At 66.8% G+C, this 25,778-nt stretch carries 26 protein-coding genes; 14 read left to right on the top strand and 12 right to left on the bottom strand.

Annotation, left to right across the window (positions count from 1 at the left end; all coding sequences use genetic code 11):
- Nucleotides 1–3: 3 nt before the first annotated feature.
- Entirely contained in the window at nt 4–726 is a 723-nt protein-coding gene (gene flgF, locus J2X50_RS04705; RefSeq protein ID WP_429092173.1) for a flagellar basal-body rod protein FlgF, read from the bottom strand.
- 7 nt (nt 727–733) lie between these two features.
- Complete coding sequence (locus tag J2X50_RS04700; RefSeq protein WP_429092170.1) at nt 734–1,855, bottom strand: DUF1217 domain-containing protein; 1,122 nt, start codon at nt 1,853–1,855, stop codon at nt 734–736.
- Nucleotides 1,856–2,007: 152 nt separating this feature from the next.
- On the opposite strand from J2X50_RS04700, the gene motA reads away from it, so the two are divergent.
- From motA to J2X50_RS04670, 6 genes are read left to right on the top strand one after another with little or no spacing between them, the layout of a single operon-like run.
- Nucleotides 2,008–2,883: a flagellar motor stator protein MotA gene (motA, locus tag J2X50_RS04695; RefSeq protein ID WP_429092168.1), complete on the top strand. Its 876-nt coding sequence runs from the start codon at nt 2,008–2,010 to the stop codon at nt 2,881–2,883.
- A gap of 36 nt (nt 2,884–2,919) precedes the next feature.
- Entirely contained in the window at nt 2,920–3,852 is a 933-nt protein-coding gene (locus J2X50_RS04690) for a FliM/FliN family flagellar motor switch protein (RefSeq protein ID WP_429092165.1), read from the top strand.
- A gap of 42 nt (nt 3,853–3,894) precedes the next feature.
- On the top strand, nt 3,895–4,287 hold the full coding sequence (fliN, locus tag J2X50_RS04685) for a flagellar motor switch protein FliN (RefSeq protein ID WP_429092162.1): 393 nt from the start codon (nt 3,895–3,897) through the stop codon (nt 4,285–4,287).
- A gap of 44 nt (nt 4,288–4,331) precedes the next feature.
- Nucleotides 4,332–5,342 (top strand): flagellar motor switch protein FliG, encoded by a 1,011-nt coding sequence (locus J2X50_RS04680; protein WP_429092159.1) that lies wholly within the window; start codon nt 4,332–4,334, stop codon nt 5,340–5,342.
- Nucleotides 5,343–5,362: 20 nt separating this feature from the next.
- Nucleotides 5,363–6,442, top strand: coding sequence for a flagellar biosynthesis protein FlhB (gene flhB, locus J2X50_RS04675; RefSeq protein ID WP_429092156.1), 1,080 nt, complete (start codon nt 5,363–5,365; stop codon nt 6,440–6,442).
- Nucleotides 6,439–6,876, top strand: coding sequence for a hypothetical protein (locus J2X50_RS04670; RefSeq protein ID WP_429092154.1), 438 nt, complete (start codon nt 6,439–6,441; stop codon nt 6,874–6,876). Before flhB ends, J2X50_RS04670 begins: the two co-directional genes overlap by 4 nt.
- A gap of 104 nt (nt 6,877–6,980) precedes the next feature.
- Here the strand turns inward: J2X50_RS04670 and J2X50_RS04665 are convergent, their stop codons facing one another.
- From J2X50_RS04665 to J2X50_RS04650, 4 genes are all read right to left on the bottom strand, one after another.
- On the bottom strand, nt 6,981–7,661 hold the full coding sequence (locus tag J2X50_RS04665) for a helix-turn-helix transcriptional regulator (RefSeq protein ID WP_429092152.1): 681 nt from the start codon (nt 7,659–7,661) through the stop codon (nt 6,981–6,983).
- Between the two features lie 77 nt (nt 7,662–7,738).
- Nucleotides 7,739–8,440, bottom strand: coding sequence for a helix-turn-helix transcriptional regulator (locus J2X50_RS04660; RefSeq protein WP_429092149.1), 702 nt, complete (start codon nt 8,438–8,440; stop codon nt 7,739–7,741).
- A 426-nt stretch (nt 8,441–8,866) separates the two neighbouring features.
- Nucleotides 8,867–9,898 carry a histone deacetylase family protein gene (locus J2X50_RS04655; protein WP_429092146.1) on the bottom strand — a complete coding sequence of 344 codons (1,032 nt, stop codon included), beginning with the start codon at nt 9,896–9,898 and terminating at the stop codon, nt 8,867–8,869.
- Entirely contained in the window at nt 9,895–10,569 is a 675-nt protein-coding gene (locus J2X50_RS04650) for a TetR/AcrR family transcriptional regulator (protein ID WP_429092143.1), read from the bottom strand. Before J2X50_RS04650 ends, J2X50_RS04655 begins: the two co-directional genes overlap by 4 nt.
- A 255-nt stretch (nt 10,570–10,824) precedes the next feature.
- Between J2X50_RS04650 and J2X50_RS04645 the strand changes: the two genes are divergently transcribed.
- The 7 genes from J2X50_RS04645 (at nt 10,825) to J2X50_RS04615 (ending at nt 19,031) form a co-directional block, all read left to right on the top strand.
- Nucleotides 10,825–12,501: an amidohydrolase gene (locus J2X50_RS04645; RefSeq protein ID WP_429092141.1), complete on the top strand. Its 1,677-nt coding sequence runs from the start codon at nt 10,825–10,827 to the stop codon at nt 12,499–12,501.
- 123 nt (nt 12,502–12,624) lie between these two features.
- Nucleotides 12,625–13,719 carry an ABC transporter ATP-binding protein gene (locus J2X50_RS04640; RefSeq protein WP_429092138.1) on the top strand — a complete coding sequence of 365 codons (1,095 nt, stop codon included), beginning with the start codon at nt 12,625–12,627 and terminating at the stop codon, nt 13,717–13,719.
- Nucleotides 13,720–13,722: 3 nt separating this feature from the next.
- Entirely contained in the window at nt 13,723–14,643 is a 921-nt protein-coding gene (locus J2X50_RS04635) for an ABC transporter permease (protein ID WP_429092135.1), read from the top strand.
- Complete coding sequence (locus J2X50_RS04630; RefSeq protein WP_429092133.1) at nt 14,636–15,436, top strand: ABC transporter permease; 801 nt, start codon at nt 14,636–14,638, stop codon at nt 15,434–15,436. The genes J2X50_RS04635 and J2X50_RS04630 overlap by 8 nt, the downstream gene beginning before the upstream one ends.
- 17 nt (nt 15,437–15,453) lie before the next feature.
- Nucleotides 15,454–16,488, top strand: coding sequence for an extracellular solute-binding protein (locus J2X50_RS04625; RefSeq protein WP_429092131.1), 1,035 nt, complete (start codon nt 15,454–15,456; stop codon nt 16,486–16,488).
- A gap of 137 nt (nt 16,489–16,625) precedes the next feature.
- Nucleotides 16,626–17,822, top strand: a complete 1,197-nt coding sequence (locus J2X50_RS04620; RefSeq protein ID WP_429092129.1) for a serine hydrolase domain-containing protein — start codon at nt 16,626–16,628, stop codon at nt 17,820–17,822.
- A gap of 30 nt (nt 17,823–17,852) precedes the next feature.
- Nucleotides 17,853–19,031: a serine hydrolase domain-containing protein gene (locus J2X50_RS04615; RefSeq protein ID WP_429092127.1), complete on the top strand. Its 1,179-nt coding sequence runs from the start codon at nt 17,853–17,855 to the stop codon at nt 19,029–19,031.
- A 94-nt stretch (nt 19,032–19,125) separates the two neighbouring features.
- On the opposite strand, the gene J2X50_RS04610 is transcribed toward J2X50_RS04615, so the two are convergent.
- The 4 genes from J2X50_RS04610 to J2X50_RS04595 form a co-directional block, all read right to left on the bottom strand.
- The gene (locus tag J2X50_RS04610; protein ID WP_429092124.1) at nt 19,126–20,145 is read right to left on the bottom strand and encodes an aldose epimerase family protein; all 1,020 of its coding nucleotides are present in this window, start codon (nt 20,143–20,145) and stop codon (nt 19,126–19,128) included.
- Nucleotides 20,146–20,233: 88 nt separating this feature from the next.
- Nucleotides 20,234–21,451 (bottom strand): NAD(P)/FAD-dependent oxidoreductase, encoded by a 1,218-nt coding sequence (locus tag J2X50_RS04605; protein ID WP_429092122.1) that lies wholly within the window; start codon nt 21,449–21,451, stop codon nt 20,234–20,236.
- A 13-nt stretch (nt 21,452–21,464) separates the two neighbouring features.
- On the bottom strand, nt 21,465–21,782 hold the full coding sequence (locus J2X50_RS04600) for a MocE family 2Fe-2S type ferredoxin (protein ID WP_429092120.1): 318 nt from the start codon (nt 21,780–21,782) through the stop codon (nt 21,465–21,467).
- A gap of 73 nt (nt 21,783–21,855) precedes the next feature.
- Nucleotides 21,856–22,944 carry a fatty acid desaturase family protein gene (locus J2X50_RS04595; RefSeq protein WP_429092117.1) on the bottom strand — a complete coding sequence of 363 codons (1,089 nt, stop codon included), beginning with the start codon at nt 22,942–22,944 and terminating at the stop codon, nt 21,856–21,858.
- A 162-nt stretch (nt 22,945–23,106) separates the two neighbouring features.
- On the opposite strand from J2X50_RS04595, the gene J2X50_RS04590 reads away from it, so the two are divergent.
- Nucleotides 23,107–24,138: a LacI family DNA-binding transcriptional regulator gene (locus J2X50_RS04590; RefSeq protein ID WP_429092114.1), complete on the top strand. Its 1,032-nt coding sequence runs from the start codon at nt 23,107–23,109 to the stop codon at nt 24,136–24,138.
- Nucleotides 24,139–24,160: 22 nt separating this feature from the next.
- On the opposite strand, the gene J2X50_RS04585 is transcribed toward J2X50_RS04590, so the two are convergent.
- Together J2X50_RS04585 and J2X50_RS04580 are read right to left on the bottom strand one after the other, a co-directional pair.
- Complete coding sequence (locus tag J2X50_RS04585; protein WP_429092112.1) at nt 24,161–25,144, bottom strand: glycosyltransferase family 2 protein; 984 nt, start codon at nt 25,142–25,144, stop codon at nt 24,161–24,163.
- The gene (locus J2X50_RS04580; protein ID WP_429092110.1) at nt 25,138–25,710 is read right to left on the bottom strand and encodes a dTDP-4-dehydrorhamnose 3,5-epimerase family protein; all 573 of its coding nucleotides are present in this window, start codon (nt 25,708–25,710) and stop codon (nt 25,138–25,140) included. The genes J2X50_RS04585 and J2X50_RS04580 overlap by 7 nt, the downstream gene beginning before the upstream one ends.
- Between the last annotated feature and the right edge of the window lie 68 nt (nt 25,711–25,778).

Genomic DNA, 25,778 nt, shown 5'->3' with positions numbered 1-25,778 from the left:
GGCCTATTTGGACCCGAGGGTCTTGATGGCGTCGGAGAAGGAGGCGTCGGTCTGGCGAATGAGCGCGGCCGTGTTCTCGAAGGCGCGCTGCACCATGATGAGCTTGGTCATCTCCTTGACCGGGTTGACGTTGGATTCCTCGACGAAGCCCTGCGCGACGCCCGCCGCCATGCGGTCGACGACCGGCTCGGGCGTTCCCGGGGGCACCACGCCCGAATTGCCGTAGCGGACGAAGTTCGGGCCGGGCTTGAATTCGTAGAGGCCGATGGCACCGACCAGCCGCCCGTCCTGGCGCAGCGAGCCGTCGGCGCCGGCCTCAGGCGGGCCGGCCCGCGGATCGAGCTGCATCGGCGCGCCGCCGGCGTCGAGCACCGGATAGCCCTCCAGCGTGACCAGCTGTCCGTCCTGGGTGAGCGTGAAGCGTCCGTCCCGGGTCATGACGGTGCCGGCCGGCGTCTCGATGCCGAACCAGGCGTCGCCGCGGATGGCGAAGTCGAACGGATTGGCGGTCTGGGTCAGGCCGCCGCTCTGGGTCGAGAGGTAGGTGTCGCCCGGCGATGTGAAGGACACCGACTTGTCGCCGATACCCGAGACGACGTCCTCGAACTTCACGCCGGTGGCGCGGAAGCCGACGGTGGACGAATTGGCGACGTTGTCGGCGATGGTGTTCAGGCGCTTTTCGAGCGCCACCTGGGCCGACAGCGCGACGTAGAGACCGTTCTGCATGATGTCCTCAGAACCTCAGCTTCTGCATGGCGAATATGAGGTCGGTGGAGACCCCGTAGCTTGCCGGCCTGCCGAACAGGATGCCGGCCGACTGCTGCACCGGCGAAGTCGGGTTGGCGATCTCCCACATGCTGGTGAAGCGCTTGAGGAAATCGCCGAGCTTCTTCGGATTGGAGAAGTCGGTGACCTTCAGCCGCTGCTCGAAATGCTTGACCTGCAGGTCGACGTCGGCGGAGGCGAGCGAGTCGGGCAGGCCGAGCGCGGTGCGCACGACCTTGGCCAGCGCCTTGTCGGCAAGCACCTCGTAGAAGTTGGTGAGGGAAGGCGCCTTGCGCTGGAAGTAGAGGGCAAGCCGCACGCCTTCGTTGGTCTGGCCGGCGTCTTCCTCGAGCGTCTGGCGGACGAATTTCTCGGTTGCCGGCTTCTGCGCCGGATTGGTGGTAGTGGCGTCGGCGCCGTAGGCCTCGAAGTTGAAGGCGGCGGCGAAGGCCGCGTAGCGCTTGTCGGCCATCTGGTTGGCGAAGCTCTTGGGGTCGCGCACGCCGCCGACCAGCACCCTCTCCATCATCTCCTTGTTGGCGATGGAGGATTCGAGGCCATAGGCCTTCATGGCGAAGGTGTAGAGCCGGGTGTCGGCCATGAACTCCTTGGCCGATTTCACCTTGACGATGTTGTCGAGGTAATACTTGACCTCCTGCTGCACGGCCGCGGCATTGGGGTCGCCCCCGCCGAGCTTGACCGCGGCCAGGTATTTGTCGACCGCGCCCTGCTGGGCCTTGTTGTAGACGGTGGCGCGGGCGCCGAGGTCGGCGAAGTTGAAGCTCTTGGCGAATTCGACGTAGCGCTTGTCGGACAGCTTGTTGGCGAAGCTGTCGGGATCGGTGACGCCCTCGCGCAGCACCTTGGCCATGAAGGCCTTGGCGTAGGCCATGTCCTGCAGGCCGAAGGCCTTCATGGCGTAGCGGAACAGCCGGTCGTTCTTGACGAACTCGTCGACGCTTTTAACCTTGGTGATGTTCTTGAGGTAGTATTCGGTCTCGCGCTCGACCATCGGCCGGGACTCGACGCGGTCGAGCGCCTTGTTCAAGTCCCTGGCGATCAACTGGTAGCTTGAATAGGTATTGAGCACGCCGTGGCCCCTTCCGCCGCAGGATAGTCGGGCAAAACTACGCGCGAATGCTTGCGCGAGGCTGAATCGGGTCGCAGCGCCATTTCAAGCCTCACACAAGGCACGACCGCTATCGCTGTCTGCGTATTGCTTTCAATGCGGAAGGACCTGCGGTGGGCATTCTAATCGGACTCGTCGTGACGCTTGGTTGCGTGCTGGGCGGCTTCATGGCCATGGGCGGCAAGGTCAGCGTGCTCATGCAGCCGTGGGAGGCCGTCATCATCGGCGGTGCCGCGCTCGGCACCTTCCTGGTCGCCAACCCGATGTCGACGGTCAAGGACACGGGCAGGGGCATCATCGAGGCCTTCAAGCAGTCGGTGCCGAAGGAGCAGGACTATCTCGAAACGCTCGGCGTGCTGCACAGCCTGATGCGCGAACTCAGGACCAAGACGCGGTCGGAGGTCGAGGCGCATATCGACAACCCCGAGGAATCGACGATCTTCCAGGCCTTCCCGACAGTGCTGAAGAACCACGACCTGACGCACTTCATCTGCGACTACTGCCGCATCATCATCATCGGCAACGCCCGCCCGCACGAGATCGAGGCGCTGATGGACGAAGAGATCCAGACCATCCGCTCGGACAAACTGAAGTCGTACCACGCGCTGATCGCGGTCGGCGACGGCCTGCCGGCGCTGGGCATCGTGGCCGCGGTGCTGGGCGTGGTCAAGGCGATGGGCGCGCTCGACCAGTCGCCGGAAATCCTCGGCGCACTGATCGGCGCGGCGCTGGTGGGCACCTTCCTCGGCATCTTCCTGTCCTATGCCCTCGTCGGTCCGATCGCCGCCAAGATCAAGATGGTGCGCGAGAAGAAGAACCGCCTCTACATCATCGTGAAGCAGACGCTGCTGGCCTATATGAACGGCTCGCTGCCGCAGGTGGCGATCGAGTTCGGCCGCAAGACGATCTCGTCCTACGACCGGCCGTCGATCGACGCGGTGGAGCAGAGCACGCTCAACACCGGCAATCTCGAGAAGAAGGCGGCCTGAGCTTATGCCGGACGCTGACGAAGGGCGTGTGACGTCATGAGCACTACCGCTAGCCCGGCGGAATCGCGGGACCTGATCATCGAGCGCCTGCTTGGCGACACCGGCGAGCCGGCCAAGGTGCACTCGGCCGCCCGCCGCCTGGCGGAGCGCTCGGCCCCGGCGATCGCCCGGTTCCTGACCGAGATGCTGCCCGAGCAGGTCTTCGTCGAGGTGGCGGAGGTCAAGCTCGGCCGCATGGCCGACGCCAAGGCCGGCAAGGCCAACCAGGCGATGGCGGTGGCGATGACCCCGACCTCGCCCGATGGGCTGGTGATGACGCTCGACCCGCAGGCGATCGCCATCCTCGTGAACGTGCTGTTCGGCGGCGACCCGAGCCGCGAGGTGGCGCCGATCGACCGCGACCTGTCGTCGATCGAGCTCGGCGTCGTCACCATGGTGTTCCAGGACATCGGCCGCGCCGTCAACGCCCAGGGGCCCGATGGCGGGCTAGGCGTGAAGCTGCCGGTCGCCGACGCGATGACCGGCACGGAGATGAAGAAGCACGTGTTCCGCGACGGCCCGTCGGCGCGCGTCGTGCTGTCGATCTCGACGGCGGCGTCGCGCGGGCTGCTGACGCTGACCCTGCCGCAGCGCATCCTGATCGAGGACAAGCGCGGCAAGGCCGAGAAGGACGCGGCGTCGCCGCCGACCACGGAATGGCGCTCGCGCTTCTCCGACGAGGTGATGCGCTCGACGGTGCGGCTCGAGGCGTCGATGCCGCTCGGGCGCATGACGCTGGGCGAACTGACGCGGCTCGTGGCCGGCCAGGTGATCGAGCTGCCGCAGGACGTGCAGTCGAACGCTGTCATCGGCACGCGCGGCAAGACGCTGTTTGCCTGCGAGTTCGGCAAGCTCGGGCAGAACTACACCGTCCGCATCCGGCGTCCCGCCGACGCGGACGACACGATTGAAGGGATCGTCGCGGGCTGAGGCGGATCGCCCCTGCCGTGACCGAGAGAACTGGAGAACATCATGAGCAAGGCGCAGCCGAAGCCCGAGGTCGAGAAGCCCGAAGCAGCCGTCGAGGACGAGCAGCTCAACCGCGCCATCGAAGAGCTGCGCGGCGTGCTGAGCGAGGAGGAGAAGCGCCCCGAGGCGCTGCGCAACGCGCCCTCCGGCAGCGTCATATTCGACATCCCGGTCGAGGTGCAGATCGTGCTCGGCAGCACCGAGATGGCGGTGTCCGACCTGATGACGCTGCAGAAGGGCTCGACGGTGGCGCTCGACCGCCGCATCGGCGAGCCGGTCGACGTCGTCGTCAACGGCCGCCGCATCGCGCGCGGCGAGATCACCGTGCTCGAAAGCGATCCGTCGCGCTTCGGCATCCGCCTGACCGAGATCGTGGCCGCCACCAAGAGCGCCTGAGGGAAATCCGGCGTGCTCTTCCAGCTTTCGAGAAAGGCCTGCGCATGAATCCGCTGTCGACGCTGACGCGGCCGCAAAAGGCAGCAGCCATACTGGTGGCGATGGGCAAGCCGTCGGCGAGCCGGCTGCTCAAGTTCTTCAAGCAGGACGAGCTGAAGGCGCTGATCGAAGGCGCCAGGCTGTTGCGCACCATTCCGCAGGCCGACCTGGAGCGGATCGTGGCCGAGTTCGAGGCCGAGTTCACCGAGGGCGCGGGCCTGCTCGATTCGGCCGACAAGATGGACACGATCCTCAACGAGTCGCTGTCGCCGGAAGAGGTCAACGCACTGATGGGCAAGGGCAAGCCGGTGGTGGAGAAGGACACCACCCCGCCGGTGTGGCCGCAGCTCGAGAAGCTGGAGCCGGCCCAGATCGGCACGTTCCTCGCCAAAGAGCACCCGCAGACCTCGGCGATGATCCTGTCCAACCTCGCGCCCGCCTATGCCGCGAGCGTGGTGCTGACGCTGGAAAAGCCGCTGCGCATCGAGATCATCAAGCGGATGATGGAACTGGCCATCGTGCCGGAGGCGGCGACCAGGCTGGTCGAGAACCAGATCCGCAGCCGCGTGCTGACCGAAAGCGCCCAGAAGGACACCTCGGCCGGGCAGACCCGCGTCGCCAGCGTGCTCAACGAGCTCGACAAGTCGCAGCTCGAGGAGGTGATGAGCGACCTCCAGGAAGGCGGCCTCAGCGACCTCGACGCCATCCGCGCCCGGCTGTTCTCGTTCGACGACATCCCGCTGATGACGCAAAAGGCCCGCGTCGCCCTGTTCGACGGGCTGTCGACGGAACTCGTGACGCTGGCGCTCAGGGGCACCCCGCTGCAGATCGCCGAGGCGGTGCTCTCGTCGATCGGCGCGCGCTCGCGCCGCATGATCGAATCCGAACTCAGCCAGGGCTCGGAAGGCATCCAGCCGGCGACCATCCTGCAGGCCCGCAAGACCATCGCCTCCACGGCGCTGCGCATGGCGAACGACGGGCTGCTCGAGCTGCCGTCGGCGCTGGACGCCGCCTGAGCCTCAGCTCTGGGTGAGCCATGTCCGACAGCGTCGACAAGGATTCAAAAACCGAAGAGGCCACAGAGAAGAAGATCCGCGACACCATCGAGAAGGGGCAGCTGCCGCACTCGAAGGAGATCGCCATCTTCACCTCGTTCGTGGCGATCCTGGTCTACACCGTGTTCTTCGCCGGCGAGGCCGTGGCCGAACTGGGCGCCTTCCTGTCGAACTTCCTGGAAAAGCCCGAAGCCTGGCCGCTCGGCACCGAACGCGACGTGATCGAGCTCTACCGGGCGGTGATGATGGAGATCGGCCGCGCGGTCGCGAGCCTGCTGATGCTTTTGGTCGTCGCCGGCGTCGGCGCCTCGATCTTCCAGAACGTGCCGCAGTTCGTCGGCGAGCGCATCCGGCCGCAGGCTTCGCGCATTTCGCTGTTCCAGGGCTGGAAGCGCATGTTCGGCGCGCAGGGCTTCGCCGAGTTCCTGAAATCGCTCGGCAAGCTCGTCCTGGTCATCCTGGTGCTGACCTTCGTGCTGTCGGACGACCACCGCCGCCTGCTCGCGGGCATGATCACCAGCCCCGTCGCCTTCGCCACGGTGATCCGCGGCATCGCCATCGACATTCTGGTGGCGATCGTCTTCGTGATGGCGGCGATCGCGGTCGCCGACATCGTCTGGTCGCGCTTCCACTGGCGCGCCGACCTGCGCATGACCAAGCAGGAGGTGAAGGACGAGCTGAAGCAGTCGGAAGGCGACCCGATCGTCAAGTCGCGCCTGCGTTCGCTGGCGCGCGACCGCGCCCGCCAGCGCATGATGGCGGCGGTGCCGCGCGCGACGCTGGTGATCGCCAACCCGACCCATTTCTCGATCGCGCTGCGCTACGTGCGCGAGGAGGATCCCGCGCCGGTCGTGCTGGCCAAGGGGCAGGACCTGGTGGCGCTGAAGATCCGCGAGATCGCCCGCGAGAACGGCATCCCGGTGTTCGAGGACGTGGCGCTCGCACGTTCCATGTACAAGCAAGTTTCGGTGGATAATGTCATCCCACCTCAATTCTACCAGGCGGTCGCCGAGCTCGTTCGCGTCGTCTACGGAAACAAGGGCCAACGCAGGACACCATGAATCGTCAGCCACATGCAACGTCCCGGGAAATGATCGTCGCAACCGCCATCCAGCCAGTGGTGCGCGAATTGCGCCTTGTCGACATCGCCGACTACATCGCCTTCATCCGCCTGGAGCATTTCGCCTGCCTGGCCGACCTGGTCGATTCAGCGGCAGAGATGTACTTCATGCCCGGCGCGCTGCGGCTCGGCCTCGGCGGCGAGGCACAGGTGTGCTGGACCGGCAGCCCGCGCATCGTGCTCGACCTCGAGCTCAGGCCGGAAGGGGCGGCGGTCTATTTCCAGCTGTCGATGACGGCGAACAACGCCTCGGTCGAGGTCCATTACGTGTCGTTCGAGAAGCCCGACCCGTCGCCGGAGAAGAACACCGAATATCTCGCCGCCGCGATCGAGCAGGCGATGATCCGGCGGACGCCGCGGGCCGAAGCGGCCTGAGGCTGGACCCCGCGCTTCCAGGCGGAACCGCCCGAGGCGGGAAAGATGTCCTGGAATCAAGGAGCTGGGGCGTCTTTTGCGGGTTCGTTCGAACGCGCGGGCGCTCAGTCGATCAAGCCCAGCCGCAGCGCCTTGGCGACCGCGTGCATGCGGTTGACGGCGTTCAGCTTCTGCGTCGTCTGGGTGAGGTACTGGTTGGCGGTGTGGACCGACAGCTTGAGCAGCTTGGCGATCTCCTCGCTGGTATAGCCGCGCGAGGTGAGCTTGAGGCACTCGAGTTCGCGCCGCGACACGGCCGGCAGCTTGCCGTCGCGGGCAGGGCTCATGCGCGCGACGGCCTCGAACAGCGAGAAGCAGTGGGCATGAAGGGCATGCAGCGAACGGGCGTCCGGAGCGAGGTCGGGTCCGCCGAAGATGAACAGGCCGGCCTGGCCGCGCTCGGCATAGACCGGGAAGGCGATGCCCCGGCCGATCTGGGCCAGCGGCTCGATGCGGCTTGCCCAGGCAAGCGCTGAAAGGGATGTCTCGGCGGCCGCGTCGTCGGCCCACCAGCACGGCGCGGTGGACTGCCGGGCATGACGCAGCAGGTGCTCGCCGATGCCGCCGCCGAGCAGGCGCGCGGCGGACATGGTGCTGGGGTAGTCGGAATCGAAGCAGGGCACCAGCCGGCTGCTGTCGGACGACGTCCCTGCGAAGCAGAGCGCGAAGTCGCGGGCGCCGAGATCGGCGGCGATCCAGCGGCAATACCTTGCAGCGTCGGCAAGCGTGACGGTGCGGTCGGCCATCGGGTTCGCCGGGCGACCCGGGCGCTGATCCTGGACGGGCCGTGCTACGGAGGCGAAGTGTCTGGCGTGGGCGTAGGTCAAATGATGCCACTCCTGATCGCGGTCGCAATCGCCATGGCGCGGTTGCTGGCCGACAGCTTCTGGATCGCGTGGGTGATGTAGCTGTTGACGGTGTTGGACGAGACGCCGAGGATCAGCGCCACTTCCTCCGTCGTCTTGCCTTCCGACACCCAGAACAGGCACTCGCGCTCGCGGTCGGACAGCGGGTCGCGCAGCGTCGCCGCGGCGAGGATGCCCTGCGCCTGGGACAGGGCGTAGCAGCATTCGATCTGGGCGCGCGGCATCAGTGCGGGGTCGATCCGCCCGGCCTCGCCGGCGGAGAGCAGCATGAACAGGCGCTGGCGCCCGACATGCAGGCGCAGGGCGAAGATCTCGGCATGGCCGAGGATGTCGAGCAGCTTCGCCTCCTCGCCGCCGAGCAGGGCGGGAGCCTGCGAGGCGATCAGCCCCTGCGGCTGGACGCCCGGCGCGCTGGCGAAGGGTCCCTGTGCGAGGCTGGCGATGAGCGCGTGGCCGGCGATCTGGATGGCGTCGTAGATCCAGTTGGAGGCGACGATCTGCAGGTTGTCACGGTCCTGGTCCTGGGAGATGGCGACGAGCATGTAGCCGTCGGCGCCCACCTCGTCGGCCAGCCCCATGAGGAAAGCAGTGAGATCGCTGCGCGATGCGAGCCTTGCTGCGACGGTCGTCTGTTCGTGGCGGGCTGCGGGGGCGATCATTTCAGAACTGGGCCGGAATCCGTGGGAGGCCGGAAAAGGCCGCTGCCCCTTCCGGTCGAAAACGCTTCACTTGAGACGAAAAAACGCCACACAAGCGCCTGGGGCGCCGATCGGCCGAATCCGTGCTGGTCGCGCGAAACCTGACGCGCTCTCACCCGAGGAAAACCTCGGTTTTTCAGAGAGTTGGTGGTTCGCCGCGCCCCCCGTGGACCGGCTGATTCGGGTTCAATTTACCTGCTCGCGAATCGCTCCGCAAACGGAATTGACAAAAAGTTAATTCAGAGTCCGCCACGAGACTCAGGGGAGGGTTTTTCGCCTGCCGGTCGGCTCTTTCGCTGCCCCCTCACGGTCTCGGGGCTTCCGCTCGCAGGGTTTGCTCGGCGTGCCGCCGACCCTCCCCACGAGGGGGAGGGCAGGTCAGCCGCGTCAACGGCCCTCGAAGCCGGTGAGCACGCCGATGGCGTTGACGCCGATCTCGTCGACGGCGTAGCCGCCTTCCATGACGAACAGCGTCGGCAGGCCGAGCTTGGCGATGCGGGCGCCGATCTTGGGGTAGTCGGCGCTGGTCAGCTTGAAGTGGCTGATCGGGTCCTTCTCGAAGGTGTCGACGCCGAGCGACACCACGACGACGTCGGGCGCGTAGGCGGCGAGCTTGCGGCAGCCGTCGTCGAGCGCTTCGCTCCACCTGTCGAAGGAGGTGCCGAAGGGCATCGGGTAGTTGAGGTTGAAGCCTTCGCCCTCGCCTTGGCCGCGCTCGTCGGCGTGGCCGAGGAAGAACGGATACTCGGTCATCGGGTCGCCATGCAGGTTGATGACCTGGACGTCGGCGCGGGAATAGAAGATCTCCTGCGTGCCGTTGCCGTGGTGGTAGTCGACGTCGAGCACCGCAACGCGCCTGGCACCCTGGTCGCGGAACCATTGGGCGGCGACTGCGGCGTTGTTGATGTAGCAATAGCCGCCCATGAAGGCCGCGCCCGCATGATGCCCCGGCGGACGGCAGAGCGCGAAGGCGGCGCGCTCGCCGGCCTTGACCAGGGCAGCCGCGGTGAGCGCCACGTCATAGGACGACTTGATCGCCTCCCATGTGCCCTTCACGAAACTCGCGCCGCCGTCGAAGGAATAGAAGCCGAGCAGGGCCTCGATGGTCCTGGGGCGGACGTCGCCGCGCAGGCCGCGGGTCGGCCAGGCGAAGGGGATGGCCGAACCGGACTTGCCGGCGGCTTCCCACTGCGGCCAGACGGTCGGCAGGAAGTCGATGTAGTCGGCCGCGTGCGCGCGCTTGGCGGCCGCGAGGTCGTGGACCTCGGGCGCAACGATATCCCCCAGCTTTTGACTTTCGACCCGCGCCCTGATGATCTCGGCCCGCGAGGGTTTTTCGAAGCCGGGCACGATGGCGCCGGCGACAAGCTCCATCTGGCCGCTATGGCCGGCATGGAGCGGCGAAAAGACTGTCTTCATGAAAATCCTTCCTGGCTTTGGTTGAAATCGAGATAGGGGGCGACCAGGGCGAGCCACATGGTCTTGACGTCGTCCTGGATGAGATCGAACGCCTTGCGGTCGCGCTTGAGGCCGATGAGGCGGCAGACGTGGCCGACCTCCATCATCACCACGCCCAGCCGGCTGGCGACGTCGTCCCGGAGTGACGGGTTCACATGCCGAAGCCAGGCGGCGTAGAGGGCGATGATCTGCTCGTCATATTCGTTCTGGATGGGCCGGAGGTCGGGATTGCCGGTGATGGCCTCGATGACCGGCATCAGGTTGGCGTTGTCGAGATAGAGCCTGGAGGTGTCGACGAAGAGCTTGTCCACCTCTCGCTGGAATTCGTCGCGGCTGGTGGGGCGGGGAGCCTCTATGCGCTTGGCGATGACTTCTGGAAAGGCGCCCAGCCAGCGTCGGGCGAGGTCCAGAAGGATGGCCTCCTTGTTGGGGTAGTACTGGTAGACCGAGCCGACCGACAGGCCGGCGCGCTGGGCAATGGCGAGCGTCGTCGGCGTCTTGGTCCCTTGCTCCCTGGTCAGGGTGAGGGCGGCATCGAGAATCCTGTCGACGACCTTGCTCGACCGCTCCTGTCGCGGCTTCTTGCGCGGTTTGAGCGCCGTCGTGGTCTTCCAGTTGAGACTGCGATTCACGGAATGACTTCTCGCTCCCTGCTCGCTTGCACCACGCGGGCTGCGTCCTCCACAACGCATCCAACAAATCCCGCATATTGACAAACGCGAATAATTAGTCGCATTTTTTCTCGGCGCTGTCTGTAGGGAAACTACTGGAATTCCTTGGGCGGCGGACGGCTTCAGGCTTGCTGTCGGATTGCGCCATTCCGTCGGAATGGCGGGCGACCGATGCGGGTCCGAGCGGTCCCAGTCAGTCAAGTGCGCGGAGTCGCGATGTCTGTCCAAACGGTTGGTAAAGCCGATCTGATCGTCATCAACGGCCGCGTGTTGACCATGGACGCGACCCGGCCGGCGGCCGAAGCGGTGGCCATCAAGGGCGGCCTGATCGCCGCCGTCGGCGACAACTCCGCGATCGAAGCGCTGCGCGGCCCCGACACCAAGGTGATCGACGCGCGCGGCGGCTCGGTGGTGCCGGGCTTCATCGAAGCGCACATGCACCTGTTCTCGGGCGCAGCCGAACTCGCGCATCTGCAGCTTCTGGGCGTGCACGGCTTCGAGGCGCTGCGCGAGGCGGTCCAGGCCTATGCGGCGGCGCGGCCCAACCAGCGCATGCTGGTCGCCCAGGGCGCCGACTACACCATCCTCGGCAGCGAGCGGGTGACCAGGCATCACCTCGACGCCATCCTGCCGGACCGCCCGTTCGTCATGGCGGCACCGGACCACCACACTATGTGGGCCAACACCAGGGCGCTGGAAATGGCGGGCGTGCTGCACGGGCTGGAGCTTACCCCCGGCAACGAGATCGTCATGGGCGCCGACGGCCTGGCCGCGGGCGAACTGCGCGAGAACGAAGCGTTCAACCCGGTGCTCAAGCTCGCCGGCGAGGGACGCGTGCGGCTGGGGCTGTCGACCGGCGGCGAGCCCGACCCGATGCCCTCGGCGGAGGAGCGGGCCGGCGACCGCGCCATCATGCGGCGCGGCCTCGACTGGTGCGCGCGCCACGGCATCACCTCGATCCAGAACATGGACGGCAACTACTACCAGCTCGAGCTCCTGTCTGAGATCGAGGCCGAGGGCGACCTGACCTGCCGGGTCAAGGTGCCGTTCCACTACAAGAACTTCATGACGCTCGACATGCTCGAAAAAGCGTCCGACATGGCCGAGCGCTACGCCGGCGAATGGCTGTCGTCGGGCATGGTCAAGCTGTTCTACGACGGCGTGCTCGATTCCTGGACGGCGGTGATGATCGAACCCTATGCCGACCGGACGGACTGGGTGGGCGAGCCGCTGTTTGCGCCGGAAGAATTCAAGCGCATCGCGGTCGAGATCGACCGGCGTGGCCTGCAGATCGCCGTGCATTCGATCGGCGACGGGGCGGTGCGCGCCGTGCTCGACGGCTACGAGGCGGCCGCGAAGGCCAACGGCAAGCGCGACAGCCGCCACCGCGTCGAGCATGTGGAACTCACCACGGCGACCGACATCGGGCGCTTCGCCGATCTCGGCGTGATCGCCTCGATGCAGCCTCCGCACCCGCCCGGCGCGATGACATTTCCGCTGGAGCCGACGGTCTCGCGCATCGGCCGCGAGCGCTGGCCCTACGCCTATCCAACGCGCAGCCTGATCGAGGCCGGCGCGCATGTGGTGTTCGCCTCCGACTGGCCGGTGGCGCCGATCGACCCGATCGAGGGCATGCAGGCGGCGATGCTGCGCAAGCCCTGGGCGGAGGATATGCCAGACCAGAGCGTTTCGCTGCGCCAGGCGCTGGCCGGCTACACGGTCGAGGGCGCCTATGCCGAGTTCATGGAGGACAGGAAGGGCAGGCTGAAGCCCGGCTTCCTCGGCGACCTGGTGGTGCTTTCGGCCGACATCGAGGCGACCGATCCGGCCGTCTTGCACGAGGTGCGGCCGGTGACGACGATCTGCGGGGGCAGGGTGACCTACCAGGCCTGACGGCGTGCCGGCGGCCTGGCGAGTGAAAGAGAGCCGTTGTTGCCAAGCCTTGCGGGCTGTGGTGACAATCGAACGGGGAACAAGTTCCGCCAACAAGGCGGACAAGACAATGGGGCGTATTGCGTGCCGGACACACCGGGTAGGAATGCGATCGAGGTTCGCGGAGTTCGCAAGGTCTACGGGACGGGGGAGGCGCAGGTCGCTGCGCTGGACACCGTCTCGGTTTCGATCAGGGAAAACGAGTTCTTCACGCTGCTGGGGCCATCGGGCTGCGGCAAGACCACGCTGCTCAGGCTGATCGCCGGCTTCGACTTCCCGTCCGAGGGCGAGATCATGCTCTACGGCCAGGACATCGCGCCGCTGCCGCCCTACAAGCGGCCGGTCAACACGGTGTTCCAGTCCTACGCGCTGTTCCCGCACATGACGGTGGCGCAGAACATCGGCTTCGGGCTCGAGATGCTGGGCAAGCCGCGCGCCGAGATCGACGCGCGCGTCGCCGAGATGCTCAAGCTGGTGCGCATGGAAAAGCTCGCCAAGCGGCGCACCAGCCAGATCTCCGGCGGCCAGCAGCAGCGCGTGGCGCTGGCCCGCGCGCTCGCCCCGCAGCCCAAGGTGCTGCTGCTCGACGAACCGCTGTCGGCGCTCGACTACAAGCTGCGCAAGGAGATGCAGATCGAGCTCAAGCGCCTGCAGCACGAGACCGGCATCACCTTCATCTTCGTCACCCACGACCAGGAGGAGGCGCTGACCATGTCCGACCGCATCGCGGTGATGTCGGCGGGCAGGATCCTGCAGGTTGGAACGGCGCGCGAGATCTACGACCGGCCGGCCGAGCGCTTCGTCGCCGACTTCATCGGCGAAACCAACTTCCTCGACGCCCGCATCGTCTCGGTCGACGGCGGCAAGGCCAACGTGACGCTGAAATCGGGCGCCACGATCGCGGCCACGCTGCCCGAGGGCTTCAGGCCGGACGGCAGCGCGACGGTGGTGATCCGCCCCGAGCACGCCAGGGCGGTGAAGGACAAGGGCGACATCTCGGGCGCGGTCGAGAACGTCGTCTATTTCGGCACCGACACGCATGTGCACATCAAGCTGGACGACGGCGCGATCTTCACCGTGCGCCAGCAGAACACGCGCGGATCGGCGGCCGACTTCGCGCGCGGCGAGCGCGTCGGCATCGTCATCGGCGACGATGCGGCCCAGATACTCAAGGACTGAGCCATGGCGACCGCAGCCGAAATCGAAAAACAGGCGGAGGCGCGGGAGACGAGAAACCGCTGGCTTCTGTCGGCACCGGCGCTGATCATCATCCTGCTCGCCGCCTCCGGCCCGCTCCTGATCGTGCTCATCTACTCGTTCCTGACGCCCGGGCCCTATGGCGACGTCGAGTGGAAATTCTCCACCGAAGGATGGATCTCGGTCTTCCTCGAACGCGACATCTTCGACGACACGCTGGCGCTTGCGAGTTCCCACCTCACCATCTTCTGGCGGTCGCTCAGGCTCGCGCTGATGGCCACCGTGGCGACGCTGCTGTTCGGCTTCCCGACCGCCTATTTCATCGCCACGCGTTCGGAGCGGACGCGCGACGTCTGGCTGTTCCTGATCACGATCCCGTTCTGGACGAACCTCTTGATCCGCACCTTCGCGGTGCTGCAGGTGATCCGCAACGAGGGCATCATCAACACGGCGCTGATCAAGCTCGGCATCGTCGACCAGCCGATCCAGATGCTCTACACCGACTTCGCCATCATGGTGGGCATGGTCTATGTCTACCTGCCGCTGATGGTGCTGCCGCTCTACGCCAGCATGGAGAAGCTCGACTTCCGCCTGGTGGAGGCCGGCTACGACCTCTATGCCTCGCGCTGGCAGGTGCTGAGGCGGATCATCTTCCCGCTGGTCAGGCCCGGCGTGGTCGCCGGCTCGATCCTGGTCTTCATCCCCGCCATCGGCGCCTATGTGACGCCGAGCGTGCTGGGCGGCGGCAAGAACATGATGTTCGCCAACCTGATCGAGCTGCAGTTCGGGCAGGGACGCAACTGGCCGCTGGGCGCGGCGCTGTCGATCACGGTGATGGCGATCGTCATGGTGGCGCTGCTGGTCTATGTCCGCAACACCTCGGGCTCGGAGGTGCGCCATGGCTAAGCGCTTCTCGATCCGGCAGCAGACCGGCTTCACGGCGATCGCCACGGCCTGCTTCGTGCTGCTCTACGCGCCGATCCTGGTGCTGGTGGTCTACGCCTTCAACGAGTCGAGCTCGGTGACCGACTGGGGCGGCTTCTCGCTGCGCTGGTTCGTCTCCGCCTGGGCCAACCAGCAGGTCGTCGACGCCTCGTGGCGGTCGCTCAAGATCGCCTCGTCGGCTGCCATCATCGCCACCATCGCGGCGACCATGGCAGCACTGGCGACGACGCGGACGCGGCCCTACCGCGGACTCACCTTCAAATACGCCTTCATCAACCAGCCGCTGATGGTGCCCGAGATCGTCACCGGCGTGGCGCTCCTGATCTTCTTCTCGCAGATCAAGATCGCCAGCGGCTACACGGGCCTCGGCTACCTGATCGCCGCGCATACGGCCTTCTGCATCCCCTTCGCCTACCTGCCGATCCGGGCGCGGCTCGAGAACATGGACCTGACGCTCGAAAGGGCCGCGGCCGATCTCTACGCCACGCCCTGGCAGGCGTTCCGGCGGGTGACGCTGCCGCTGCTGTGGCCCGGCATCATCGCCGGCCTGATGCTCGCCTTCGTCATCTCGCTCGACGACGTGGTCATCACCGAGTTCGTCAAGTCGGGCGGGCAGGACACCCTGCCGACCTACATGCTGGGGCAGATCCGCCGCGGCATCACGCCGGAGGTCAACGCGATCTCGACCGTCTTCCTGCTCTTGTCGGTCGTCATCGTCACGCTGTTCTTCTTCTTGAGCAGGAAACAGGACTAATCAACGGGAGTGCAATGATGAACCTGAAATCCATGTCGATGGCCGCCGGCCTGGCGCTGCTGGCTTCGACCAGCCTCGCCTCGGCGGCGGGCGAACTCAACATCTACAACTGGGGCAACTACATCAGCCCCGACATGATCAAGAAGTTCGAGAAGCAGTACGACGTCAAGGTGACGGTGACCGACTACGACTCGAACGACACCGCGCTCGCCAAGGTGCGCCAGGGCGGTACCGGCTTCGACATCGCCATGCCGTCCCAGACCTTCATCCCGATCTGGATCAAGGAAGGCCTCATCCAGGAGACCAATCCGGGCCAGATGGAGAACTTCAAGAACGTCTCGCCGGAATGGGCCAACCCCGACTTCGACCCCGGCCGCAAATACTCGGTGCCGTGGGCCTGGGGCACGATCGGCGTCGTCGTCAACACCGATACCTACAAGGGACCGGCCGACAGCTGGGGCGTCATCTTCAACACGCCCGAGGAGCTGAAGGGCAAGGTCAACGTCGTTCCCGAGATGAACGACGTGATCTTCGCCGCGATCAAATATGTCGGCGGCGAGCAGTGCACCGACGACAAGGCGGTCCTGAGGAAGGTGCGCGACACGCTGGTGGCGGCCAAGCCGAACTGGATCGCCATGGAGTACAACACCATCGAGAAGATGGGTGCCGGCGACTTCAAGGCGACCAGCGACTGGAACGGCTCGGCGCTGCGCCAGCGCCTCGCCAATCCGGCCATCCACTACAGCTATCCCAAGGAGGGCTACGGCCTCTGGAGCGACAACATCGTCGTGCTGAAGGAAGCTAAGAACGTCGAGAACGCCAAGCTGTTCCAGAACTTCATGATGGATCCGGAAAACGCGGCGATGAACTCGGCCTTCCACCGCTATGCCAACGGCATCGCCGGCTCGGACAAGTTCATGCCGGCCGACATGAAGGATGCGCCGGAAGTGATCATTCCCGAGGCTGAAAAGGCACGCGGCGAACTGCAGCGCCTGTGCTCGCCGGAGGTCCAGGCGCTCTACACCAAGATCTGGACCGAACTGCAGAAGTAAGGGCTTTCCCTTATCCCCGTCCACGGGGAGAGGTGCCCGTGAGGGACGGCGCCAGGCTCGAAGCGGTCGCGCGGCCCCTCATCTGACTGCCGGCATCCTCTCCCCGCAAGCGGGGAGAGGAGATGGGTTGAGATGCCATGAGCTCCTACCGCAACAGTGAAAGCCACCCGCCGATCATGCAGGGCTCGCCGCCGGCGATGCCGGTGCCGAAGACGGCGTGGGACATGCCGCCGTGGAACCGCTGGGCCTTCCAACATGTGCGCGAGATCGTGCCGACGGCCGAGGTGTGGCGCGGCGAGGGGCCGGTGCGCGAGCTGCCGCGCGCCGAAACCGATCTCGACCAGCTGCCGGTGAGCGACAGCACGGGCAAGCCGACGACGCTTACGGGCCTGCTCGACGAGACCTATACCGACGGCTTCATCGTGCTCAAGGACGGCAAGATCGCCTATGAGCGCTATTTCAACGCCATGACGGCGCGCACGCCGCACCTGTCGCAGTCGGTGGCGAAGTCGGTGACGGGCACGGTGTTCGGCATCCTTGCCGGGCGCGGCGTCGTCGACCCCAAGAAGCTGGTGACCGACTACTTGCCGGACCTGGCCGCGACCGGCTGGAACGGCGCCACCGTCCAGCACGTGCTCGACATGACCACCGGCGTGCGCTTCAGCGAGGCCTATACCGATCCCTATTCCGACATCGGCCAGGTCGACGTCGCCTGCGGCTGGAAGCCGGTGCCGGCGGGCACCGACCCGGCGTTCAAGTGGCCGCGGCATGTGTTCGAGCTGATCCTCGGCCTGACCGAGACGACGCGGCCGCATGGCGCTGCCTTCGAATACCGCTCGATCGAGACCGACGTGCTCGCCTTCGTCATGGAACGCGCGACCGGCAAGCGCCTGGCGCAGCTGGTTTCCGAGGAGCTGTGGCAGAAGATCGGGGCGGAGGAGAGCGCCTACTTCACGGTCGACAGCGCCGGCTATGCGGTGGCCGACGGCGGCTTCAACGCGACGCTGCGCGACTATGCCCGCTTTGGCCAGACGATCCTCGAGGACGGCGCCGGCATCGTGCCGGCCGACTGGATCGCCGAGACGCGGCGGGGCGTGCACGGGTCCAACTACAGCGCCTCGATGCCCGAGGGCAGCTACCGCAACCAGTTCTGGATCGAGGACCCGCGCTCGCGCGCGCTGATGTGCCGCGGCGTGTTCGGGCAGCTGATCCATATCGACTGGGACACGGGGATGGTGACGGTGAAGCTGTCGACCTGGCCCGAATTCACCTCCGTCGCCTATTCGGTGGCGACGCTCAAGGCCGTGCACGCGATCGCCGACGCGCTCGCCTGACCGGCAGGATACCAGCAGCAAGGAAAGATCATGACGCCACCCACTGCGTTCGAACGCATGTTCGGCTTCGCCCGCAAGGACGTGGCGCTCGGCAACTGGCGCGAGCAGCCGTTCAACCGCTGGGCCTTCCAGAATGTCGGCGAGATGGTGACGAGCACGCGCTTCGCCGCGCGAGAAGGCAACCTGGAAGCCGCACCCGTCGACCTTGGCGGCGTGCTCGGCGAGACGCTGGACATCGGCGGCAGCAGCGAGACGGCTCTGGCGTTCCTCGAACGCTCCTCGACCGACGCGCTGACGGTGATGAAGAAGGGGCGCTTCGTCGGCGACTGGTTCGCGCCGACGATGAAGCCTGAATCGCGGCACATCATCTTCTCGATCTCGAAGTCGCTGACGGCGATCCTGGCGGGCGCCCTCGAAGGCGAGGGCAAGCTCGATCCGGACGCGCCGGTGACGGCCTACGTGCCGGAGGCGGCGGGCTCGGTCTATGCCAATGCGACGGTGCGGCACGTGCTCGACATGACCGTCAGCCTCGATTTCGAGGAGGCCTATCTCGATCCCGAGAGCCTGTTTGCCCGCTATCGCCGGGCGACGATGTGGAACCCCGGCGGCGGGGCGGAATCTTTGCGCGAGTTCCTGGTCTCGCTCAAGCAGCTGGACGAGCCGCATGGCCGGACCTTCCGCTACCGCTCGCCCAACTCCGACCTGCTCGGCATCATCGTCGAGCGCGCGTCGGGCCAGCGCTACGCCGAGCTGATGGCGGAGAAGCTGTGGCGCCCCGTGGGGGCCAAGCGCGACGGCTTCGTGACCGTCGACAAGGAAGGCACGGCGCGCGCGGCGGGCGGCGTCTCGGTGGCGGTGCGCGATCTCGCCCGCGTCGGCGAGATGATGCGGCAGGGCGGCACCGCCGAGGGCGGGCGCATCGTGCCGCAGGCCTGGGTCGAGGACACCATCCACGGCGGCGACGCCGGGGCCTGGCAGCGCGGCACCATGACCAACCTGTTCGCCACCGGCCGCTACCGCAACAAGTGGTACCAGACCGGCAATGCGTCGGGAGCCTATTGCGGCATCGGCATCCACGGCCAGTGGCTCTATGTCGACCCGAAGGCGGAAGTGGTGATCGCCAAGATGTCGTCGCAGGCGCTGCCGGTGGACGATCCGCTCGACCTCGACAACGTCGCCTTCTTCGAGGCGCTCTGCGCGAGGGTGTGAGGGCGCTGGCTTTCGGGTTCCGTCGATACCCCCACCCCGATCCGCTGCGCGGATCGACCCTCCCCACGAGGGGGAGGGTAAGGCACCCGCCCGCCTACTCCACCATCGAGAACCGGTACTCGGTCACCTGCGAGTAGATCTCGCCGGGCCGGAGCACGGCGCTCGGGAAATGCGGGTGGTTGGCGGCATCGGGGAAACGCTGCGGTTCGAGGCAGAGCCCGCCATGGCGCACGCCTTCGACGCCGCCGCGCAGCGGCGGGGCGACGGGCAGGAAGCCGCCATCGTAGAACTGCAGCCCCGGCTCGGTGGTCCACAGGTCGAGACGGATGCCGGAGTGCTGTCCCTCCAGCCGGGCGGCATGCCAGGGCTCGGCCACCGGCTGCATGGCGAGCACGAAATTGTGGTCGTAGGCCGCATGCGCACCGTCGGGTCCGTTGCGGATCGGGCGAAGCTCACGGAAGTCGAATGGGGTTTCGTCGACAGCGAGCACGTCCCCGGTCGGCGTGTTCCGCATGTCGACCGGCGTGTAGGCTTCCGCCGCGATCCTGAGGCGGTGGTCGAGGACGGTGCCGCCGCCGTCGAGGTTGAAATAGGCGTGGGTGGCGAGGTTCATCAAGGTCGGTGCGTCGCTGCGCGCGCCGAGCGCGATGCGCAGCCGGCCGGCGTCGACCGAATAGCGGCAGGTGGCGATCACCTTGCCCGGATAGCCCTGGTCGCCGTCGGGCGAGGCGAGCCCGAGCAGGACGGAATCGTCGCTGGCGTCGACCACCGTCCAGTTGCGGCGGAAGAAACCGTCCGAACCGCCATGCAGATGGGTGCGGCCGGCCTCGTTGAGGTCGAGCTGGTGCTCTGTGCCGTCGAGGGTGAAGCGGCCGCCGGCGATGCGGTTGGCGCAGCGGCCGGCGATGGCGCCGAAGAAGGCGCCATGGGCCAGGTAGCCGTCGAGGCTGTCGAAGCCGAGCACCACCGAACGCGGGCCGTCGGGCGTGACGACGACCAGGTCGGCGAGCGAGGCGCCGAAGGTGAGGATGTTTGCCGCGATGCCGTCGGCGGCGATCGAAATCGCCTCGACGACCGAGCCGTCCGGCATCCGCCCGAATTCGCTGACCGGCATTTCCAGCCCCTCCCAAACGAGGCGGCCGCCCGCCTCGCCACAGAGTCCCGGAATCCGCGGCGATTCTCAAGCCGCCTCGCGGCCAATTTCAGGCGGCGAGCAGGCTCTTGAGCTTGACCGAGGCGGCGGCCAGGGCGGCCGGATCGGGTCGGGCCTGCTTGCCGATCAGCATCTCGGCGAGGCGGATGTCGCGGGCGACCGCATTGTCCGGGCCGATGCCGCTGGCCGCAGCCAGGCGGCCGTCGTGCTTGAGATGGAACAGGATGAAGGCGCCGTCGTCGAGGTCGCGGCGGATGGTGCGCTCGCCCTCGTCGGGCAGGCCGGCGATCTGCAGGGTGAGGCCGTACTGGTCGGACCAGAACCAGGGCACGCAGGCATGGGCTTCCTCGGCGCCCAGCATGTTGCGGGCGGCGAGCCCGCCATGTTCCTGGGCGCTGCGCCAGGCCTCGAGGCGAACGCGGCGGCCGCCATAGACGGCGAGCGGGAACGAGCAGCAGTCGCCGGCGGCGAAGATGTCGGGGTCGGACGTGCGCAGCCGGGCGTCGACCGAAATGCCGTTGTTGAGGGCGAGGCCGGCGGTTTCGGCAAGGGTGGTGACGGGCACCGCGCCGATGCCGATGACGGCGAGGTCGGCATCGATGATCCTGCCGCTGGACAGCGCGATGCGCACGGTCTCGCCGTCGTCTTCGATCGAAGCGATGCCGTCGCCGCAGACGATGTCGACGCCCTCGGCGACATGGGTGTCGTGGACGACTTCTGCGATTTCCCCGGGCACGCCGCGCATGAGGATGCGCGGCTGCGCCTCGATGACGGTGACTGCGGCGCCGAGCTTGCGGGCCGAGGCTGCGAGTTCGAGACCGATGAAGCCGCCGCCGATAATGGCGATGCGCACGCCTTCCCGGAGATTGCGGCGGATGCGGAGCGCGTCGTCGAAGGTGCGGAGATAGACCGAGCGGGAGCCAAGTCCGGGAAGGGGCAGCTGGCGGGGTACTGCGCCAGTGGCGATCAACAGCTTTTCATAGGCAAGGTCGGTGCCGTCAGCGAGCCGCACTGAGCGGTTGGCGCGGTCGATGCTGGTGGCTGATGTCTCGCCCTTCAGGTCGATGCGGTGCTCGGCGAGGCGGGCGGCGTCGGCGATGGCCTTGATCGACGGCGTGTCGCCGGTCATCGCTTCCTTGGAGAGCGGCGGACGTTCATAGGGCAGGTGGGGTTCCGCGCCGACGAGCGTGACGCTGCCGTCATAACCCGCCTCGCGCAGGGCGAAGGCGGCGCGCGTGCCGCATTCGCCGGCCCCGATGATGACCATTCCCGCGCGCACGTCAGTTGCCCAACTGGATGAAGACGCGGCCGTCGTCGACCTTGACCGCATAGGTCCTGAGGTTGACGCAGACGGGCGCGCCGCGGGCGGCCCCGGTCTTGTAGTTGAAGCGGCCGTTGTGCTTGGGGCACTCGATGATGTCGCCCATGACCAGCCCCTGCGACAGGTGGATCTGCTCGTGGGTGCAGAGGCCGTCCGTGGCGAAGAACTCGTCCTCGGGGCTGCGGTAGATGGCGAAGCTGCGGCCCGCATGGTCGAAGCGGATCACGTCTTCCTCGTCGATGTCCTCTGCCGCGCAGGCGTCGATCCAATCGCTCATTACTCTTCTCCCTGGGGTTTCGAAAAGCGGGGCGGCTGGGGGCCGCCGCCCCGGAGGCGCGCCTTGGGAGGCGTTACTCGGCGGCGAGTGCGGCCTCGCAGTGGAGTTCCCCGCGATAGGGCCGCGCCGTCGGCGGCAGCTCGCGCCTGACGAAATAGTCCTCGTTGCGGAGCTGGCGGACAAAGGCCGGCAACATCTCGCGGTAGCCGGCCCAGATGGACGGGCTCGGTGCCGGCAGGTCGTGCTTGATCATCTCATGCAGCTTCGGCAGCGCGTGATAGGGCACCATGGGGAACATGTGGTGTTCGACGTGGTAGTTCATGTTCCAGTAGACGAAGCGGCTGACCGGGTTCATCAGCACGGTGCGGCTGTTGAGGCGGTGGTCGACGACGTCGTCGGCGAGGCCGCCATGCTGCAACAGGCCGGTGAGCACGTGATGCCAGGCGCCGTAGAGGCGGGGCAGGCCGATCAGCAGCAGCGGCAGCCATGAGCCGAGATAGAGCGCGAGCGTTATTGTGGCCAGGTAGATGGCGAGCCAGATGCGGGCGATGCGGATGGCACGGGGCCGCTCGCTCTCGGGAATGAAGGTCTTTTCCTCCGTGCCGATGATGCCGGCGGCGTTGCGCACCATGTCGACCATGGCGTGCCAGGCGTCGAGCAGGCCGAAGAAGTTGAGCACGACGCGCAGAAGGTCCGGCGGGCGCATGACGGCGATCTCCGGGTCGCGGCCGACGATGACGGTGTCGGTGTGGTGGCGGGTGTGGCTCCAGCGCCAGGTCACCGGGTTGCGCATGATCATGAAGCTGGCGATCTGGTAGACCGCGTCGTTCATCCAGGGTGTCTTGAAGGCGGTGCCGTGGCCGCATTCGTGCCAGCGGGAGTCGGTGGCCGAGCCGTAGAGCACGCCGTAGCAGAGGAAGAAGGGCACGCACCACCAGCTGCCCCAGAGGGTCGCGCCGGCGGCACCGAAGGCAGCGAGAAGGCCGAGCCAGATCGCCGCGTCGCGGATGGCAGGCGCGTCTGAGCGCTGCATCAGCTCCTTCATCTGCTTGCGGGGGATGTCGGTGTGGTACCACTCGGCGGCGGCGAGGCCACTTTCGACGGCGCGGCGGGCGCTTTCTCCCACAAGGCTGTAGTCGCGCGCCGAAGGCGTCACGGTCATGGCTCTCTCCCTGGAAGTCGGGAACGGTTCCGCGATGGGCGCCGGAGATCGTTCACTGCAAGGATGGTAGCCCATGATGCGGATTTTGCAATCATATCATGATAGAATATATCATTTTCTATCATGGCGGGTTATGATTGGCGCGAACTCCTGGAAGCGGACATGAGCAAAAGGCCCACCATCACCGATCTCGCCCGCGTGTCGGGTGTCAGCGTCGCAACCGTCGACCGGGTGCTGAACGGGCGCCTGCCGGTGCGCGAGGAGACGCAGCGCCGCGTCTACGAGGCGGCGACCGCAATCGGCTATCACGCGGCGGGATTGATCGCGCAGCGCATGCGCAAGGAATTGCCCGAGTACCGACTCGGCTTCGTGCTGCTGCGGCCGAAGGATGTGTTCTATCGCGCCTTCGCCGGCGAACTGGAGAAGGCCATTGCCCAGGCGTCGGGTTTCCGTGGCACGGCGACCATCGAATTCGCCGATACACTCGCGCCCGAAGAGATCGTCGAGCGATTGCGGCGGCTGGGGGCAAACTGCGATGCGGTGGCGCTGGTCAGTCCCGACCATCCGACGGTCACGGCTGCGGTGGCCGAAATGAAGGAGCGCGGCATCCCCGCCTTCTCGCTGCTGTCGGACTTCGCTACCGGCGTGCGCGAAGGCTACGTCGGCATCGACAACCTCAAGGTCGGCCGCACGGCCGCCTGGATGATCTCCAAGTGCGCGCGCCGGCCGGGCAAGGTGGCTCTGTTCGTCGGCAGCCACCGCTTCCACGGCCACGAGCTGCGCGAGATCGGCTTCCGCGCCTTCTTCCGGGAGCACGCGCCTGAGTTCACGCTGCTTGAGACCATCGTCAACCAAGAGTCCCACGAGATCACCCGGGAGGTGCTGGGCGATCTGCTCAGGCAGCACGACGATCTCGTCGGCTGCTATGTGGCCGGCGGCGGCATCGAGGGGGCAATCTCGGCGCTGCGACAGGTCAGGCCCGATCCTCTGCCGGTTCTGATCTGCAACGAGATCACGGTCGATACCCGCGCGGCCCTGGCCGACAATCTCGCAGTCATGGCGATCGCGACGCCGCTGCAGCCGCTGTGCCGCGAGCTCGTCGGCCTGATGGCGCATGCGGCCGAGGACGGGCCGGCGAACGCTCCCGGGCAGACTTTCCTGCCATTCGACATCTACCTGCCGGAGAACATCTGAGGCGGCTCGCCGTTTAGCCGGCTCAGCGGGCCAGGCGGCGCCGGAGATTCCTCGGGATCCTGCCGATCTCGGCGACCACGCGCCGGGCCATCGACTTGGGCGGCCGGGAGGGCGCGGCGGCCTGCGCGGTGGCAAGCGCATCGAGGGTCGCGTGGGCGCCCTGGATGTTTCCCCATGCCAGGCGCGAGACCAGGTCGCCGGAAGCGCGCCGGGCTCGGGCCGGCCAGTCCGGCTCGCCGCGCATCAGTTGCGCATAGGCTTCCTGCTCCGTTCGATCCGGTGCGACTGGCACCCGCAGTTCGGCGGGCCACCAGGGCACGTTGTCGGCGATGTGGAGCCAGGCCGCCAGCTGCGGCATCCCGGAATGGCGCGAGCCCTTCCTGCGGGCGCTGAAGTGCAGCATGGTCGGCGTCCTGCAATGAGTCAGCGGCGAGCCCGGCTTGGCCGAGATGATGCGCTGCCAGAGGTGCCAGTCAGCCGCCGCCGGCACGTTTTCCGGCCACGCGTCACGGCGGGGCAGGGCATCCGCCTTGTAGAGGAAGCAGCTCGCCGGAATGCTGTTGGCCCGGCGAAAGGCCTGCATCTCGTCGGGAAACTCCAGATTGGTCAGGAATGGCGCGGCGATGCCGTCGGTGGAGACCCAGAGCGACTGGCCGTAGGTGATGGCGGCGCCGCCCTCGAGGCCCTGGAGCAGGATTTCGAGATGGTCCGGGAACAGAAGGTCATCGTCGGCCGCGAAGCCGATCAGCTCGCCGCGGGATTGCCGCAGGGCGACGTTGCGATTGGCGTAGCCGAAATGCGGCGCCTTGGGCAGGTCGAAGAAGCGGACCCGCGGATCGTCGAAGCGGCGAACCGCCTCTGCCGTGCCGGGCACCGCCCCGTCGCCGACGACGAGGAGTTCGAAGTCGCCGAATGTCTGGTCAAGGACGGACTCGATCGCAAGCCCGACGACGTCGGGCCGGCAGTGCGTCGGCATCAGTATGGAGACGAGGGGACGGCTCACCATCCCCTGGCGTCACCGAAGCTGTGGGGGATGAGATCGGTGTCGAGAGGCAGGCGATATTTGTCCGGCTTCGAATGGTCGTACTGGATGGTCGGGAAGTTGACCACGACGACGTCGGTCGTGCCGATGTTGCGATCCGCGTGCCAGACGAATTTCGGGACGTTGACCAGCCGCGGCCTGGCGCCCGACAGGTAGACCTTGCAGATCTTGCCGAAGGTGCTCGAGTCCGGGCGCGGGTCGTAGAGGACGAGCTCGAGTTCGCCGCTGATGACGAAATAGCGGTCCTCGTGCAGCTTGTGCAGGCCCCAGCCCTTCACCAGGCCGGGGCGAATGGTGAACACATAGGAGAACACCAGCGGATCGGGATGCCAGTTCCAGCGCGGGTCGTAGATTTCGGTGACGCTGCCGCGGTCGTCGTCATGCCTGATGCCTTCCCGAACGGACATGCCGTCCAGCAGCGGAGCGATGCTTCGACGGTTGTCGTCGACGGTGCGCTGGTCCTGCACCGAGGCCTCCAGCATCGCCGCCAGAATCCGTTCCCGCTCGGCCCTCTCGGTTTCCGTCGTCATGTCATTCCCCCACCCAAACCTCCGAACGCATTTGCCACGTTCTCGGCGAGTCTCCAAGAGTGTCCCGT

This window comes from Aminobacter sp. BE322 (assembly GCF_050433525.1).
Lineage (GTDB): Bacteria > Pseudomonadota > Alphaproteobacteria > Rhizobiales > Rhizobiaceae > Aminobacter.
The sequence above is the reverse complement of the archived record's forward strand: the minus strand, read 5'-3'. Positions and strand labels throughout refer to the sequence as shown.